Source organism: Bordetella sp. N (assembly GCF_001433395.1).
Classification (GTDB): domain Bacteria; phylum Pseudomonadota; class Gammaproteobacteria; order Burkholderiales; family Burkholderiaceae_B; genus Bordetella_C.
In genome coordinates, this window is sequence record NZ_CP013111.1 from 6,961,659 (window position 1) to 6,977,132 (window position 15,474).

Below are 15,474 nucleotides of genomic sequence, written 5' to 3' on the forward strand. Positions count from 1 at the left end.
AAAAAGCCCCTGAACGAAGTTCAGGGGCTTTCAGTATTTGGCGGAGAGGGTGGGATTCGAACCCACGGTACGGGGATACCGTACGCCTGATTTCGAGTCAGGTACATTCGACCACTCTGCCACCTCTCCGGGGTACTGCATTCAATAACCCCGTGGTCGAATCGAGGCTATCGTTTTGCCGCCAGCCAAGATCGTCATCGAAGAAGAACTCAACTCCCGAATTTGACTTGCATTCGGGTACCCAGCGCCTGATCAGATTTAGCACCTGAAATGTGCGTGGAGCAGCAAAGCTCGCCATTCTAGCAGAGATTTCGGAAATTTAGCTAGCCAATCGTAAAGTTGTTGAATTGCCGCATACCCGGACGCACCCGGCAGGGTAATTTCTTGTCAGAATGCCTGTTCCCTCAGCGCCAGCCCGCCCGCCCGCCAGGATTCCTACATGGAAATCGTCATCGTCCTACTGCTGTCCGCCGTGATCTGCGTGCCGTTGACGCAGTTGCTGGGCCTGGGCGCGATTCCAGGCTATCTGGTGGCCGGCATCCTTATCGGACCCTATTGCCTGGGCCTCGTGCAGGACGTGCCCGCCATCACCAACATCTCCCAGCTGGGCGTGGTGATGATGCTGTTCGTGATCGGCCTGGAAATGGCGCCGTCGCGGCTGTGGGCGATGCGGCGGGAAGTGTTCGGCATCGGCTCGCTGCAGATGATCCTCAGCGCCGCCGCCCTGACGCTGCTGCTGGGCGGGGCGCTGCGCCATCTGATCGGCATGTCCTGGGCGGGCGCCATCCTGTGCAGCCTGGCCCTGTCGCTGTCATCCACCGCCGTGGCCATGCGCCTGCTCGACGAGCGCGAACTCAGCCGCACGCCCATGGGCCGCACGGCCGTGGGCATTCTGCTGTGGCAGGACATGGCCGCCATCCCCATCCTGGTCGCGGTGGGCATCATCGGCGGTGGCGGCAGCCGTGCGCCTTCCTTCGTGGAAGGGGCTTCGGCCGTGGCGGTCATCGTGGTGGCGCGGGTCTTCAGGCTGATGACCTGGGTCCAGCGGGCCAAGCTGCAGGAGCTCTTCACCGCCGCCACCTTGCTGGTGGTGATCGGCACTGCCCAACTGTTCGACCACGCCGGGCTGTCGGCCGGCCTGGGCGGCTTCCTGGTGGGCGTGCTATTGGCCAAGTCGCGCTACCGCGAAGAGATGGAAGCCAGCATCGAGCCGTTCAAGGGATTGCTTCTGGGCCTGTTCTTCCTGTCCATCGGTATGGTCATCAACCTGGACGTCCTGCGCGAGCAATGGCCTTTCGTGGTGCTGGGGGTTATCGGCCTGCTGGTGATCAAGGGCCTGATTCTGTACGGCATCGCGCGCTGGACCGGCCTGCCGGCCTATCACCGGCTGCCTTTCGCCATCGGCCTGGCGCAGGGCGGGGAGTTCGGCTTCGCCATCTTCAACGAGGCTGTGGATAACAGCTTGTTGTCAGTGCCCCACCGTGACCTGATCTCCGTGGTGGTGGCCGTGTCCATGGCCATCGTGCCGGTCTGGCTGAAGATCCTGGAACGCATGCGCATGCGCGCCCGGGCGCGACGCGGCTACACTCCGGAAGCGGCGGCGGACTGATCCCGGCGCCGCGCGTCCGCAAGGGCGCGCCCACGGGCCTGACGCCCGGCGCGCCGGCGGTTCCCACCCCTTCATCACGCCCTGCATGCGTATAGGAGATTCTTCATGCTGAAAGGAAAAGTAGCGGTCGTCACCGGATCCACCAGCGGCATCGGATTGGGGATCGCCACGGCGTTGGCCGCGCAAGGGGCGGATGTGGTGCTGAACGGTTTCGGCGACGCCGCCGATATCGAAAAAACCCGTGCCGGCCTGGCCCTGGCTCACGGTGTCAAGGCACTCTACGACGGCGCCGACCTGAGCCGCGGCGACGCCGTGCGCGGCCTGGTCGAGAACACGGTCAAGCAGCTCGGCCGTATCGACATCATCGTCAACAACGCCGGCATCCAGCACACGTCCCTGATCGAAGACTTCCCCGCCGACCGCTGGGACGCCATCATCGCCTTGAACCTGTCCGCCGTCTTCCACGGCACCGCCGCCGCCTTGCCGCACATGAAGAAGCAAGGCTGGGGCCGCATCATCAACATCGCGTCCGCCCACGGCCTGGTGGGTTCGGCGAATAAATCCGCCTATGTCGCCGCCAAGCACGGCGTGGTGGGCCTGACCAAGGTCACCGCGCTGGAAACCGCGGGGCAGGGCATCACCGCCAACGCCATCTGCCCGGGCTGGGTGCGTACCGCCCTGGTGGAAAAGCAGATCAGCGCCATCGCTGCGTCGAAAGGCATCAGCCAGGAAGAGGCCGCGCGCGATCTGCTGGGCGAAAAGCAGCCGTCGCTGCAGTTCGTCACGCCGGAACAATTGGGCGGTACCGCCGTGTACCTGGCGTCGCCCGCGGCCGAACAGGTCACCGGCACCACGATCTCGGTCGACGGCGGCTGGACCGCGCGTTGATGCAGGCGCCGCGGCCCGCTACCCAGGGCGCCGCAGCCCTTATCCCGCCGCGCTGAACATTCAATACCTAAGAGAAAGGAACCCGTTTCCATGCTGTATCTGCTGTCTCCCGCCAAAAAGCTGGACTACGACACCCCGCTCCAGGTCCAGGAACACACCCAGCCGCTGTTCGTCGACCAGGCCGCCGAACTGATCAAAGTGCTCAAGACCAAGTCGGCCGACGATATTTCGGGGTTGATGGACCTGAGCGCGGCCTTGTCCGAGCTGAACGTCCGCCGCTACGCCGAATGGAAGCCCAAGTTCACCCAGGCCAATTCGCGCCAGGCCATCCTGGCCTTCAACGGCGATGTCTATGAAGGCCTGCAGGCCGACACCTTGACACCCGGACAGCTGGACTGGGCGCAGGAACATCTGGCCATCCTCAGCGGCCTGTACGGCGTGCTGCGCCCGCTGGACCTGATGCAGCCGTATCGCCTGGAAATGGGCACCCGCCTGGAAACCAAGCGTGGCAAGAACCTGTACGACTTCTGGGGCACCCACATCGCCGAGTACCTGAACGAACGTCAGGCCGACGCCAAGAAGCCCATCATCGTCAACCTGGCTTCGGAGGAGTACTTCAAGTCGGTCCACCTGAAGACCCTGCAGGCGCGCGTGGTGCAGTGCGTGTTCCAGGACTGGAAGAATGGCGCCTGGAAGATCATCAGCTTCCACGCCAAGCGGGCCCGCGGCCTGATGGCGCGCTATGCCATCACGCACAAGGCCGGCACGCCGGAGAAGCTGCAAGGTTTCGACAGCGAAGGCTACGCGTATGCGGCCGACGCCTCGACGCCGGACAAACTGGTGTTCCGCCGCAAGCTGGAAGGCTGAGCGGGGCTTGGCCCGGCTAAGCCCCCGGCGCTTAGCCTAAGGCCCCGCTTTCCTGCCGGATCATCTGCCCCGCCTTGACCATCAGCTTGAGCGGATAGGCCAGGGCGGCCAGATCGCCCTGGTTGTCCAGCTGCTCCGGCAGCGGCGGCACCGGCGGGCGCGCCGGATCCAGCATGATCACGATATCCTGCAAGGTGTCCTGGACCGACGCCGGCGGCTCTTCGGCCAGGGTCGACAGGGTCGGTACGGCGGCGGTGGTCTGCGACGCCAGGATATGGTTCTGGATCAGCAGGTTGTTCAGCTCCGGCACGAACTGCTGGCGTGAACGCGGCTCGCTGATCATGCGATAGAACGCCTCGGCGAAATTGCTGAAGGAGATGTGCACGTTCTTGCGCGCCAGGCGCCAGTTCAGGTCGGCATCTTCCTCGTCGGGCTGCGGGGGCACGTCCGGCTGCGGCCCCTGGACCAGCGCCGCGGTGACGGGCGCCTGGGCTGCCTTGGCCATCTGCTTGCGCCGCATGACTTCCGCATAGCGCAGCCCGGCGCTCAGGTAATCGCGGTTGGCATTGATCGCCGCCCGCGCCAGCGGCGCCATATAGCGCGATTCCCACCAGGGGAAGGCATAGCTGCACAGCAGGGCCACGCCGCAACCGATCAGGGTATCCAGGGCCCGTTCCCCGATCACCTCCATCGACACCGTGCCAGGTGACACGAAGTGGAAGACCAGGACCACGAACAGGGTGTTGAATACCGCGCTGCCCATGTAATTGAGCAGCACCAGGCTGTTGCCCATGATGCAGGCGACCAGCAGGGCGCCAAACAGAATGGCGGGCTTGTCGGTGAGATTCAGCAGTACCGCGGCCAGCAGGCACCCCAGCAGGGTGCCCATCAGACGCCAGCCGTTGCGCTGGCGGGTCAGCGCGAAGCCGGGTTTCATGACGATGACGATGGTCAGGATGATCCAGTAGTTATGCGCCGAAAACGCTTCGGTCACCCATAGCTCGGTCAGGATCATCGCCAGCGAGGCGGCCAGGGTCACCCGCAAGGCATAACGGAAGTTGGGCGAATCCAGGCGCAGATTGCTGGTCAGCATGCCGACGCGGAATTCCTGCCGCGTCATGAAGCGCGTCAGCGACTTGTCGATGCGCAGGGCGCTGGTCGGCGTGGCATCCGGGCTGGCCTGGGTATGGTCGGCCAGGCGATCGACGATGCGGCTGGCATTGCGCAGGCGGCGCTGGATCTGGATCAGCACGGCCAGGGTTTCGGGTTCGCGCTCGCTCAGCCCCTGCTGCTTGAGCAGGTCGATCTCGTATTCCATCGCCCGCAGTTCCGCCTTGATGCTGGTGCGGCGGCGCACCTTGTCGTTACTGGACAGGGCCAGGGCGACGCGATTCATCTCCAGCGACATCTTGATCAGCGAATCGTGCATGAACAGCAGCAGGTCGTTGCCGCTGAGCGCCCGCCGCAGGTAGGCGTAATCCGTGTGGGTGGCGAACAGCGTGTCCATCAACTGCAGCATGTCGACGAACATATTCCACACCATGACGCGGCGGGCGTCGCCCGCGCCCTTGCCGCGGGGCAGCTGGCGCAGCACCATGTCGCGGGCGGCCTGGTGTTTTTCCGTCATGGCGGACTGGCGCTGGATCACGGTGCTGTAGCAGGTGTCCAGGTCCTCGGCCTCATCGTAGAAGGCGGCGCGCGCTTCCATATAGTCGGCGGTGGCGAACAGGGCCACCGACATGGCCTGCTGTTCCTCGCGCAGCCAGAAGATGCGGCTGAAGGTCAGGCTGAAAGCCAGGTAGAAGAGGGCGCCGCCCAGGGTGCCGGCCGCGTGCAGCAGCACCTGGTTGGGCTGCAGGGGCGAGTGCATGGTCAGGGCCATCACCAGCAGGCCGCCGAAACCGATCAGGCCGCCGCGCTTGCCGAACACGGTCAGCATGGAATACGCGAAGCATTGCAGGGTCACCACCACCCACAGGATGGCGGGCTGCGTCGATGCAAAACCGGTGATGAACACCGTGAAGGTCGCCACCAGGGCGCCCCCCAGCATCTCGTTGGTGCGGTGGCGCTGCGGTCCGCCGGGCTGGTCGATGATGGACACGCACTGGGCGCCGAAGGTCGCGACCAGGCCCAGGGTGTAGCGGTCGAACACCACCCCCAGTATCAGGACTGGCAGCAGCATCCCGATGGCCTGCCGCACTCCGCCGAAAAAATAGTGGCTGTAGAGAAATTTGCGGAGGCTGGTAAGGCGCAAATCCATGGGCGGCGGGTCCGGGCGTGAGGGTGCGACAAGTATAGAGAGTGTGACGGCGGCTTTGGGGGGTTATGTCCCCGCAATTCGCGGTGAATTGTGTGGCATTTTTACGGCGATGACGGGGTTTTTACGTTCGCCGACCCGATTGATTTGCCAGGGCGTGGGCAAACACGGTAAAGTCGCTCGCTCGCACTGGCCGTTCATCTCTGGCTGGTGTCGAATGGCCAGCAAGACCGTCGGTCCACCGACCGGCAGCAAGCGCCAGTAGTACCCTGCCATTGGCCGCGCCAAAAGCGTGCAGTCAAGGCTTCCATTTCGATCTCCGCCGCCCATGTGGGCGTATGCACTGCGTTTTAGATGGACGCGTGCCGGATCGGTAGGGCGTTCGGGTGGCGCGGTTCCGTGAACCGCAAAGCGCCGATCGTGTTACCGCAGCCGGTATCGGGTTCCGCCGTCGCCGTATCCGGGCGAGGCACTCCAGAACGTTGGGCCGGAAACAGGGAAAGGAACACAATATGGAACTCAATGGCGCCGACATCGTCGTGCGTTGCCTTGCGGATGAGGGCGTGGAACACGTCTTCGGATACCCGGGCGGCGCGGTGCTCTACATCTACGACGCAATCTTCAAGCAAGACAAGTTTCAGCACATCCTCGTTCGCCACGAACAGGCTGCCGTGCATGCGGCCGATGCCTATTCGCGTTCGTCGAACAAGACGGGTGTCTGTATTGTCACCAGCGGCCCCGGCGTGACCAACGCGGTCACCGGCATCGCCACCGCCTATATGGACTCCATTCCGATGGTGATCATCAGCGGTCAGGTGCCCACCGCGGCCATCGGCGAAGACGCCTTCCAGGAATGCGATACCGTTGGCATCACGCGCCCCTGCGTGAAGCACAACTTCCTGGTGCGTGACGTCAAGGACCTGGCCGATACGCTGCGCCGCGCTTTCTATATCGCGCGCACCGGCCGTCCGGGCCCCGTGCTGGTCGACATCCCCAAGGACATCACCCTGGCGCCGGGCAAGTACACGCCGCCCAAGGGCGAAATCACCATGCGTTCCTACGCGCCGGTGACCAAGGGCCACCAGGGCCAGATCAAGAAAGCCGTGCAGATGCTGCTGGCGGCCGAACGGCCCATGATCTACACCGGCGGCGGGGTCATCCTGTCCGACGCGGCTCCGGAACTGACCGAACTGGTCGACCTGCTGGGCGCGCCCTGCACCAACACCCTGATGGGCCTGGGCGGCCTGCCGTCCAGCCATCCCAGCTTCCTGGGCATGCCCGGCATGCACGGCACGTACGAAGCCAATATGGCGATGCAGCACTGCGACGTGCTGCTGGCCATCGGTGCGCGCTTCGACGACCGCGTCATCGGCAATCCCAAGCATTTCGCGCAGAACCCGCGCAAGATCATCCACGTCGATATCGACCCCTCGTCGATTTCGAAGCGGGTGCGGGTGGACGTGCCTATCGTCGGCAACGTCAAGGACGTGCTGGTGGACATGCTGGCGCAGTTCCGCGCGGCTGAAAGCAAGCCGCCGGCGCTCACCAAGTGGTGGCAGCAGGTCAATACCTGGCGCGGCAAGGAATGCCTGAAATACACCAACTCGGACGAGGTCATCAAGCCGCAGTTCGTGGTGGAAAAGCTGTGGGAAGTGACCGGCGGCAACGCTTTCGTCACGTCCGACGTGGGCCAGCACCAGATGTGGGCGGCCCAGTACTACCGCTTCGGTTCGCCGCGCCGCTGGATCAACTCCGGCGGCCTGGGCACCATGGGCGTGGGCTTGCCCTATGCCATGGGCGTGCAGATGGCCAATCCGGGTGAGGACATTGCCGTGATCACCGGCGAGGCCTCCATCCAGATGAACATCCAGGAACTGTCGACCTGCCAGCAATACCATCTGACGCCCAAGATCGTGTGCCTGAACAACCGGTTCCTGGGCATGGTGCGGCAGTGGCAGCAGATCGACTACGGCTCGCGCTATTCCGAGTCGTACATGGATTCGCTGCCCGACTTCGTCAAGGTGGCGGAGGCCTATGGCCACGTCGGCCTGCGCATCGAGCGCCCGGCGGACGTCGAGCCGGCGCTGCGGGAAGCATTCAACAAGCATAAGAAACGATTGGTCTTCCTGGACTTCATCACCGACCGCACCGAAAACGTGTGGCCGATGGTCAAGGCCGGCCGCGGCCTGACCGAGATGCTGCTCGGTTCGGAAGATCTGTAAGAGGGCGCCATGAAACACGTTATCTCCATCCTGCTCGAAAACGAGCCCGGCGCCCTGTCCCGCGTGGTCGGCCTGTTCTCGGCCCGCGGCTACAACATCGAAACCTTGACCGTGGCGCCCACCGAGGACGACACGCTGTCCCGCATGACCATCGTCACCACGGGTTCGGACGAAGTGATCGAACAGATCACCAAGCACCTGAACCGCCTGGTCGACGTGGTCAAGGTCGTGGACCTGACCGAAGGCGCGCACATCGAACGCGAGCTCATGCTCGTGAAGGTGCGCGCGGTCGGCAAGGAACGCGAGGAAATGAAGCGCATGGCGGACATTTTCCGCGGCCGCATCATTGACGTCACCGACAAGTCCTACACCATCGAACTGACCGGTGTGCAGGAAAAGATCTCGGCCTTCATCGAGGCACTGGATCGCAGCGCGATTCTCGAAACCGTCCGCACGGGCGTTTCGGGTATTGGACGCGGTGAGCGAGTACTGAAGCTGTAGCCGCAGTGGAAGCCCATTTGTAGTTTTGATTTGAACCAGATTCTTAGATAAATATCGGAGCACCCCATGAAAGTTTTCTACGACAAAGATGCTGATCTCTCCCTCATCAAGGGCCGCACGGTCGCCATCATCGGCTACGGCTCGCAAGGCCACGCCCACGCCCTGAACCTGCATGATTCCGGCGTGAACGTCGTGGTCGGCCTGCGCAAGGGCGGCGCTTCGTGGAGCAAGGCCGCCAATGCCGGCCTGAAGGTCCAGGAAGTGGCCGAAGCCGTGAAGGGCGCCGACGTCGTCATGATGCTGTTGCCCGACGAAAACATCGCCAAGGTCTACCGCGACGACGTGCACGCCAACATCAAGGCGGGCGCCGCGCTGGCCTTCGCCCACGGTTTCAACGTGCACTACGGCCAGGTCGTGCCGCGCGAAGACATCGACGTCATCATGATCGCCCCGAAGGCCCCCGGCCACACCGTGCGCTCGACCTACAGCCAGGGCGGCGGCGTGCCCCACCTGGTGGCCGTGTACCAGGACAAGTCCGGCGCCGCCCGTGACGTGGCCCTGTCGTACGCCAGCGCCAACGGCGGCGGCCGTGCCGGCATCATCGAAACCAACTTCCGCGAAGAAACGGAAACCGACCTGTTCGGCGAACAAGCCGTGCTGTGCGGCGGTACCGTTGAACTGATCAAGGCTGGTTTCGACACGCTGGTGGACGCCGGCTACGCTCCCGAAATGGCCTATTTCGAGTGCTTGCACGAACTGAAGCTGATCGTCGACCTGATCTATGAAGGCGGTATCGCCAACATGAACTACTCGATCTCGAACAACGCCGAATTCGGCGAATACGAGACCGGCCCCAAGGTTGTCACCGACGAAACCCGCAAGGCCATGCGTCAGTGCCTGACCGACATCCAGACCGGCGAATACGCCAAGCGCTTCATCCTGGAAAACACGGCCGGCGCCCCGACCCTGACCTCGCGCCGCCGCATCAACGCGGAATCGCAAATCGAAGTGGTCGGTGCCAAGCTGCGCGCCATGATGCCCTGGATTGCCGCCAACAAGCTGGTGGACAAGTCCAAGAACTGATGGGCAGCCGGGGGAGGGTACAATCCTTGCCCCGTCGCCCGGGCCGCACTGCGTGTGTGGCCCGGGTATAGAATTTGCATCGGCGGCATGCTCAGGCATGCCGTTTTTTTTGCCTCATGCAGGCTCATTCCGTCTCGTCTTGCCGCAGCCGTCGGGGGCACAAACGGGGCCATATCGGTTAACCTTCGCCTACGATGAATAAACCCCCTTATCCCCATCCCATCATTGCCCGCGAGGGCTGGCCTTTCCTGGCCGGCGCCGTGGTAATTGCCGTGCTGGTGACGTTCTGGTCGCCGGCCGTGTCGGTGATCTTCTGGATCCTGGCCCTGTTCGTTTTGCAGTTTTTCCGCGATCCGCCCCGTATGGCGCCGGACTCGGCCAGCGCCGTGTTGTCCCCGGCCGACGGCCGCATCGTCGCGGTGGAAACCGTGCGCGACCCCTATGCGGACCGCGACGCGCTGAAGATCAGCGTGTTCATGAACGTGTTCAACGTCCACTCGAACCGCTCGCCGGTCGACGGCGAAGTGCTCGACGTGCAATATTTCCCTGGCAAATTCGTCAATGCCGCGCTGGCCAAGGCCTCGCTGGAAAACGAGCGCAATGCCATGGTGCTGCGCACGCCCGCCGGCCATACGGTCACCGCGGTGCAGGTTGCCGGCCTGGTTGCCAAGCGCATCCTCTGTTATGCCCGTAAGACCGACAAGTTGACCCGCGGCCAGCGTTACGGCTTCATCCGCTTCGGTTCGCGGGTGGACGTTTACCTGCCGCCGGCCGCGCGTCCGCGCGTGGCCCTGGGTGACAAGGTCAGCGCCACCAGCTCCGTGCTGGCCGACCTGCCCGCCGCCGTCACGGAATCGTCCGTGGGTTGAGGCGCCATCGCGCCCCACCTGCCTGATTCCCCAGACGCCATTCACGCCACTCCAGACGCCCGCCATGCCTAAACTTTCGATGCGCGACGCCGAGAATCGCCACCGCAGCATTTACCTGCTGCCCAATGCGTTCACCACGGCAGCCCTGTTCGCCGGTTTCTATGCCGTGGTGCAGGCCATGAACAACCAGTTCGAAGCCGCGGCCATCGCGATTTTCGCGGCCATGGTGCTGGACGGCATGGATGGTCGCGTTGCCCGGCTGACCAATACGCAATCCGCCTTCGGCGAGCAATACGACTCGCTGTCGGACATGACCTCCTTCGGCGTCGCGCCGGCGCTGGTCATGTACGAATGGATGCTCAATGAGCTGGGACGCTGGGGCTGGCTGGCCGCTTTCGTCTACGTGGCGGGCGCGGCCTTGCGCCTGGCCCGCTTCAACGCCAACATCGGCGTGGTCGACAAGCGTTACTTCCAGGGGCTGCCCAGCCCGTCGGCCGCCGCGCTGGTGGCCGGCTACGTCTGGCTGGCGGTCGACAACAAGCTGCCCATCCATGACTCCTTCATGGCGTGGACGGCCTTCGTGGTCACCATGTATGCGGGTATCGCCATGGTCACCAACGTGCCGTTCTACAGCGGCAAGAGCTTTACCCTGGGCCGCAGCGTGCCGTTCTGGGGCATCCTGGTGGTGGTGGCGGCTTTCGTCTTCGTGTCCAGCGATCCCCCGGTCGTGCTGTTCGGCCTGTTCGTCATCTATGGGGTTTCCGGCTGGTTCGTGCTGGCCTGGCGCTGGAGCCGGGCCCGCCGGCTGCAGCGTAATCGGATCCGCAACGGCGGTCCGTCGGCCTGATTTGTCCGCCTGGTTTCGAGTCAGGCGTTCAGCAGCGCAGGGGCCGCGGCTTTGACCGCGAAGGTTTCAGGGCCAGCCAAAGCGGTCCTCTTCGTACATGGGATCGGGCCCCGGGTGATGCCGCGTCACGCGGTCGCCCGCGCGGCCCATGTAGACGTACATCAGCGAATTCCAGGCGTCGCTTTCCCGATACCGGTAGGACCAGACCACCTGGCGCACGCTGGGCAGGCCCACCTCGTCGATGATGGCGGGCGGTCCGAATTCGCAGCGCACCCGTTCAGCCGGCCAATCGCCGTCGTCCAGCACCTTGAAATGCGCGTCCGTCAGCAGGCGTTCCACGCGGTCGATCCGGCCATCCGGGCCGACGTTGGCGCCCCAGGCGTACTGGCCCAAGGGCTGTTGGGTCCAGATCACCCGTTGCCCGCCTTGCGGCGGCGTGCAGGTGAAGTTGGGGCGGCCATAGCTGGCTTCGACCTGGGCCAGCGGCGCGCCCGGCGGCACCTTGGCCGCCATGTCGGCACAGCCCGCCAGACCGGCCAGCAGGACCAGTGGTGCCAGCGACAGGGCGGCCGGCCGGCGCAAACCGGCTTTCTTGGCGGGGCGCACCGTACGGCCCGTATGGCGGAAATGAATAAGGGACAGGGTTGGCATCATCGGCTCCAGGCGCCGCTGCAAGGTAGAGGCAAGGGTAGCGAAAGGACTATGGGGACAATTTCCCGCTTTCGGCTATAATCCCACGGCTTTTCCGACATAAGGTTCGGGAAGCGCGTATCCAAGGCATACAGTACTTATTTGGCAAGACGCATCGAAGAACGATGCCTGGCTCGTAGTACACATTATTTTTTAACCCACGTCTGGGCGCCTCGGCCCTGACGCATGTTCGAAGAGGTCATTACATGTCCGTCGCTGACATCAAGAAGTCCGATATCGTTGCGAAGTTCCAACGCGCCCAGGGCGATACCGGCTCCCCCGAAGTTCAGGTGGCTCTGCTCACCGCCCGCATCAACGAATTGACCGGTCACTTCAAAGAACACATGAAGGACCACCACTCGCGCCGCGGTTTGCTGCGCATGGTCAGCCGTCGTCGCAAACTGCTCGACTACCTCAAGGGCCGTAACCCCGATGCTTATCGCGCACTGATCGAAGCTCTCGGTCTGCGCAAGTGATCGACGGGGTCGGTTCCCCATGACGCAACCGTGGCCGGTGCGACTTTGTCGCAGCGGCCACGGTTTTTCATTTGTAAGGAATAATCGTCATGTTCAATAAAGTGACTAAAACGTTCCAATACGGCCAGCACACGGTCGTTCTGGAAACCGGCGAAATCGCCCGCCAAGCTTCCGGCGCTGTTGTCGTGTCGGTGGATGACACCGTCGTGCTCGCCACGGTCGTCGCGGCGAAGAAGCCCAAGGCTGGCCAGGATTTCTTTCCGCTGACCGTCGACTACATCGAGAAGACGTACGCCGCCGGCCGTATCCCCGGTGGTTTCTTCAAGCGTGAAGGCAAGCCCTCGGAAAAAGAGACGCTGACCTCGCGCCTGATCGACCGTCCGCTGCGTCCGCTGTTCCCGGAAGGTTTCTACAACGATGTGCAGGTGGTGATTCACACCGTCTCGGTCAATCCCGAGATCGATCCTGACATCCCCGCCATGATCGGCGCTTCCGCCGCCCTGGCCATCTCCGGCATCCCCTTCAACGGCCCGATCGGCGCCGCTCGCGTTGGCTACATCAATGGCCAATACGTGCTGAACCCGACCGCCGCGCAGGTCAAGACGTCGAACCTGAACCTGGTGGTCGCCGGTACCGAAACCGCCGTGCTGATGGTGGAATCGGAAGCCGACCAGCTGTCGGAAGAAGTCATGCTGGGTGGCGTGGTCTATGGCCACGAACAACTGCAAGCCGCCATCAACGCCATCCATGAACTGGTGCGCGACGCTGGCAAGCCCGACTGGGACTGGAAGCCCGCCGCCAAGGACGAAAGCCTGATCAGCGCGGTGACCGCTGCTGGCCAGGACGGCCTGGTTGCCGCCTACCAAGTTCGCGAAAAGCAGGCTCGTACCACCAAGCTGCGTGAAGTCTACAGCGACGTGCGCACCCGCCTGGCTGCCCAAGCCGCCGAAACCGGTGGCGCCGAGCCCGATGGCGTGACCGTCGACAACATCCTGTTCGACCTGGAATCGCGCATCGTGCGTAGCCAGATCCTGAACGGCGAACCGCGTATCGACGGCCGCGACACCCGCACCGTGCGTCCGATCAGCGTCCGTCTGGGCGTGCTGCCGCGCGCACACGGCAGCGCCCTGTTCACCCGCGGTGAAACGCAGGCTCTGGTGATCGCCACCCTGGGTACCAAGCAGGACGAGCAGATCATCGACGCGTTGATGGGCGAGTACCGTGACCGCTTCATGATGCACTACAACATGCCCCCCTTCGCCACGGGCGAAACGGGTCGCATCGGCGTGCCGAAGCGTCGCGAAATCGGCCACGGCCGTCTGGCCAAGCGCGCCCTGGTGCCGCTGCTGCCCGCGCCGGAAGATTTCCAGTACACCATCCGTATCGTCTCGGAAATCACCGAATCCAACGGCTCCTCGTCGATGGCATCGGTCTGCGGCGGTTCGCTGGCCATGATGGACGCTGGCGTGCCGGTTAAGGATCACGTGGCCGGCGTGGCCATGGGCCTGATCCTGGACAACGGCAAGTTCGCCGTGCTGACCGACATCCTGGGCGATGAAGATCACCTGGGCGACATGGACTTCAAGGTTGCTGGTACCGAGAAGGGCGTGACCGCTCTGCAGATGGACATCAAGATCCAGGGCATCACCAAGGAAATCATGCAGGTCGCACTGGCGCAAGCCCGTGAAGGCCGCCTGCACATCTTGAACGAGATGAAGAAATCCCTGGGCGAGTCGCGTGGCGAGCTGTCGGCGTTCGCGCCGCGCATGCTGACCATCAAGATCAACCCCGAGAAGATCCGTGACGTGATCGGCAAGGGCGGCGCCACCATCCGTGCGCTGACCGAAGAAACCGGCACGCAGATCGACATTTCGGACGATGGCACCATCGTGATTGCCAGCGTGGACGAAAACCAGGCCAAGGAAGCGCAACGCCGCATCGTCGAGCTGACCGCTGACGTTGAAGTGGGCCAGGTCTACGACGGCTCGGTGCTGCGTCTGCTGGACTTCGGCGCCATCGTGCAAGTGCTGCCGGGCCGCGACGGCCTGCTGCACATCTCGGAAATCGCCAACTACCGCATCGCCAACATCAACGACGTGTTGAAGGTTGGCCAGGCAGTGCGCGTGAAGGTCATCGAAGCTGACGACAAGGGCCGTCTGCGCCTGTCGATCAAGGCCATCGGTGGCATCGAGCTGCAGCAAAACCAGGGCGCCGCGGAAACGCCGGCCGCCACGGAAGCCCCGACGGCTGGCTAAGCCATCTGGGTGGTAGTACCGGCCTCCCGCCGCTTCTGGCGACGGGACGGCTGAAAGAACGGCGCCTGCGGGCGCCGTTCTCTTTTTGGGGTAAAGTTTGTCGGCATCGTTGGGGGTCGAGGGGGGCCGGGTGAACAAGACACGCATGATGGCGCTCGCGCTGCTCGTGGCCGCGGCCGGGGTGCTGCCCCTGGCTGGTTGCGTGAATCCCCAGGCGGGTTCCCGTGACGGCCGTGGTCCGCGCAGCGAAGGCATGTCCGCCGACCAGTTCGGCCAGACCGATTTCAATCGCACCGTCACGCTGGCCATGCGGGACAACCTGAACAGCCTCTATGCGCTGGCCGACAAGCTGTACCGGCGCAATCCGCGCGAATGGCGCAAGTCGGGCATGACCGATCAGGCCGCCGCCATGACGCGCCTGCACAATCTGGTCGACAACCGCATGGCGCCAGCCGGCTTGAACGGTCTGCGCGACATCCAGGTGCTGGCCGTGTCGCTGGATGCCAACTTCCAGGGTGACCGGGTCGCTGCTTTCATCTTCGGCCTGGCCGACACTGTCATTGCGGCGCACAACGGCAAGACGCGCTTTTACGTGGCGGACGTGCTGGACGGACAGCGGGTCTATAACGCGGCGCGCAACGTCGAGGCGGCGGCGTGGCTGCTGGCCAGTCGGCGCGATGGCGCGGGCAATCCCTTGCTGTTGGCCAACGAGATCAGCGGCACGGCGGTCAACCTGAGCTTCGAGCGGGAATTCGGCGCCATCATCGGGCGGCTGGATCTGATTGCCAATCTGCTCGGAGAAAACAGCCGCCGCATCGGGATCAACTATGCTCAGGGCTTGATGCTCTTCAACTTCCTGCCGGTGCGCTAGCGGTTGCGCCAGTAAGCGGTTCGGCCGGGTCGTAATTTC

Annotated in this window: 13 protein-coding genes and 1 tRNA gene; 11 read left to right on the forward strand and 3 right to left on the reverse strand. The window is 63.8% G+C overall.

The window, feature by feature from the left end:
* Window positions 1-38: 38 nt before the first annotated feature.
* A tRNA-Ser gene (locus tag ASB57_RS30025) sits at window positions 39-129 on the reverse strand.
* Window positions 130-439: 310 nt separating this feature from the next.
* On the opposite strand from ASB57_RS30025, the gene ASB57_RS30030 reads away from it, so the two are divergent.
* The 3 genes from ASB57_RS30030 to yaaA all read left to right on the forward strand — a co-directional run bounded on the left by ASB57_RS30030 (window position 440) and on the right by yaaA (window position 3,364).
* Window positions 440-1,609, forward strand: a complete 1,170-nt coding sequence (locus ASB57_RS30030) for a cation:proton antiporter (protein WP_057655776.1) — start codon at window positions 440-442, stop codon at window positions 1,607-1,609.
* A gap of 105 nt (window positions 1,610-1,714) precedes the next feature.
* A complete protein-coding gene (locus ASB57_RS30035) occupies window positions 1,715-2,497 on the forward strand; it encodes a 3-hydroxybutyrate dehydrogenase (protein ID WP_057655777.1) in 783 nt (260 codons plus the stop codon).
* Window positions 2,498-2,587: 90 nt separating this feature from the next.
* On the forward strand, window positions 2,588-3,364 hold the full coding sequence (yaaA, locus tag ASB57_RS30040) for a peroxide stress protein YaaA (protein ID WP_057655778.1): 777 nt from the start codon (window positions 2,588-2,590) through the stop codon (window positions 3,362-3,364).
* 31 nt (window positions 3,365-3,395) lie between these two features.
* Here the strand turns inward: yaaA and ASB57_RS30045 are convergent, their stop codons facing one another.
* Window positions 3,396-5,624: an FUSC family protein gene (locus ASB57_RS30045; protein ID WP_057655779.1), complete on the reverse strand. Its 2,229-nt coding sequence runs from the start codon at window positions 5,622-5,624 to the stop codon at window positions 3,396-3,398.
* Window positions 5,625-6,133: 509 nt separating this feature from the next.
* Here ASB57_RS30045 and ASB57_RS30050 point away from each other — a divergent pair.
* The 5 genes from ASB57_RS30050 to pssA all read left to right on the forward strand — a co-directional run bounded on the left by ASB57_RS30050 (window position 6,134) and on the right by pssA (window position 11,143).
* Window positions 6,134-7,843, forward strand: coding sequence for an acetolactate synthase 3 catalytic subunit (locus ASB57_RS30050; RefSeq protein WP_057655780.1), 1,710 nt, complete (start codon window positions 6,134-6,136; stop codon window positions 7,841-7,843).
* A 9-nt stretch (window positions 7,844-7,852) separates the two neighbouring features.
* Window positions 7,853-8,344: an acetolactate synthase small subunit gene (gene ilvN / locus ASB57_RS30055; protein ID WP_057655781.1), complete on the forward strand. Its 492-nt coding sequence runs from the start codon at window positions 7,853-7,855 to the stop codon at window positions 8,342-8,344.
* 66 nt (window positions 8,345-8,410) lie between these two features.
* Window positions 8,411-9,427, forward strand: a complete 1,017-nt coding sequence (gene ilvC / locus ASB57_RS30060; RefSeq protein WP_057655782.1) for a ketol-acid reductoisomerase — start codon at window positions 8,411-8,413, stop codon at window positions 9,425-9,427.
* A gap of 194 nt (window positions 9,428-9,621) precedes the next feature.
* Window positions 9,622-10,296 (forward strand): phosphatidylserine decarboxylase, encoded by a 675-nt coding sequence (locus ASB57_RS30065; protein ID WP_057655783.1) that lies wholly within the window; start codon window positions 9,622-9,624, stop codon window positions 10,294-10,296.
* 64 nt (window positions 10,297-10,360) lie between these two features.
* Window positions 10,361-11,143, forward strand: coding sequence for a CDP-diacylglycerol--serine O-phosphatidyltransferase (pssA, locus tag ASB57_RS30070; RefSeq protein WP_057655784.1), 783 nt, complete (start codon window positions 10,361-10,363; stop codon window positions 11,141-11,143).
* Window positions 11,144-11,209: 66 nt separating this feature from the next.
* On the opposite strand, the gene ASB57_RS30075 is transcribed toward pssA, so the two are convergent.
* Window positions 11,210-11,656 (reverse strand): hypothetical protein, encoded by a 447-nt coding sequence (locus ASB57_RS30075; protein WP_231755509.1) that lies wholly within the window; start codon window positions 11,654-11,656, stop codon window positions 11,210-11,212.
* 383 nt (window positions 11,657-12,039) lie between these two features.
* On the opposite strand from ASB57_RS30075, the gene rpsO reads away from it, so the two are divergent.
* From rpsO to ASB57_RS30090, 3 genes are all read left to right on the forward strand, one after another.
* Complete coding sequence (gene rpsO, locus ASB57_RS30080; RefSeq protein WP_057655785.1) at window positions 12,040-12,309, forward strand: 30S ribosomal protein S15; 270 nt, start codon at window positions 12,040-12,042, stop codon at window positions 12,307-12,309.
* 89 nt (window positions 12,310-12,398) lie between these two features.
* Complete coding sequence (pnp, locus tag ASB57_RS30085; RefSeq protein WP_057655786.1) at window positions 12,399-14,564, forward strand: polyribonucleotide nucleotidyltransferase; 2,166 nt, start codon at window positions 12,399-12,401, stop codon at window positions 14,562-14,564.
* A 145-nt stretch (window positions 14,565-14,709) separates the two neighbouring features.
* Window positions 14,710-15,435: a hypothetical protein gene (locus ASB57_RS30090; protein ID WP_057655787.1), complete on the forward strand. Its 726-nt coding sequence runs from the start codon at window positions 14,710-14,712 to the stop codon at window positions 15,433-15,435.
* Window positions 15,436-15,474: the final 39 nt, after the last annotated feature.

What these genes read in the sequence shown, in the direction of transcription:
- ASB57_RS30030 (WP_057655776.1), top strand. Translation starts at nt 440, where the DNA reads ATGGAAATCGTCATCGTCCTACTGCTGTCCGCCGTGATCTGCGTGCCG.
- ASB57_RS30035 (WP_057655777.1), top strand. Translation starts at nt 1,715, where the DNA reads ATGCTGAAAGGAAAAGTAGCGGTCGTCACCGGATCCACCAGCGGCATC.
- yaaA (WP_057655778.1), top strand. Translation starts at nt 2,588, where the DNA reads ATGCTGTATCTGCTGTCTCCCGCCAAAAAGCTGGACTACGACACCCCG.
- ASB57_RS30045 (WP_057655779.1), bottom strand. Translation starts at nt 5,624, where the DNA reads ATGGATTTGCGCCTTACCAGCCTCCGCAAATTTCTCTACAGCCACTAT.
- ASB57_RS30050 (WP_057655780.1), top strand. Translation starts at nt 6,134, where the DNA reads ATGGAACTCAATGGCGCCGACATCGTCGTGCGTTGCCTTGCGGATGAG.
- ilvN (WP_057655781.1), top strand. Translation starts at nt 7,853, where the DNA reads ATGAAACACGTTATCTCCATCCTGCTCGAAAACGAGCCCGGCGCCCTG.
- ilvC (WP_057655782.1), top strand. Translation starts at nt 8,411, where the DNA reads ATGAAAGTTTTCTACGACAAAGATGCTGATCTCTCCCTCATCAAGGGC.
- ASB57_RS30065 (WP_057655783.1), top strand. Translation starts at nt 9,622, where the DNA reads ATGAATAAACCCCCTTATCCCCATCCCATCATTGCCCGCGAGGGCTGG.
- pssA (WP_057655784.1), top strand. Translation starts at nt 10,361, where the DNA reads ATGCCTAAACTTTCGATGCGCGACGCCGAGAATCGCCACCGCAGCATT.
- ASB57_RS30075 (WP_231755509.1), bottom strand. Translation starts at nt 11,656, where the DNA reads ATGGCGGCCAAGGTGCCGCCGGGCGCGCCGCTGGCCCAGGTCGAAGCC.
- rpsO (WP_057655785.1), top strand. Translation starts at nt 12,040, where the DNA reads ATGTCCGTCGCTGACATCAAGAAGTCCGATATCGTTGCGAAGTTCCAA.
- pnp (WP_057655786.1), top strand. Translation starts at nt 12,399, where the DNA reads ATGTTCAATAAAGTGACTAAAACGTTCCAATACGGCCAGCACACGGTC.
- ASB57_RS30090 (WP_057655787.1), top strand. Translation starts at nt 14,710, where the DNA reads ATGATGGCGCTCGCGCTGCTCGTGGCCGCGGCCGGGGTGCTGCCCCTG.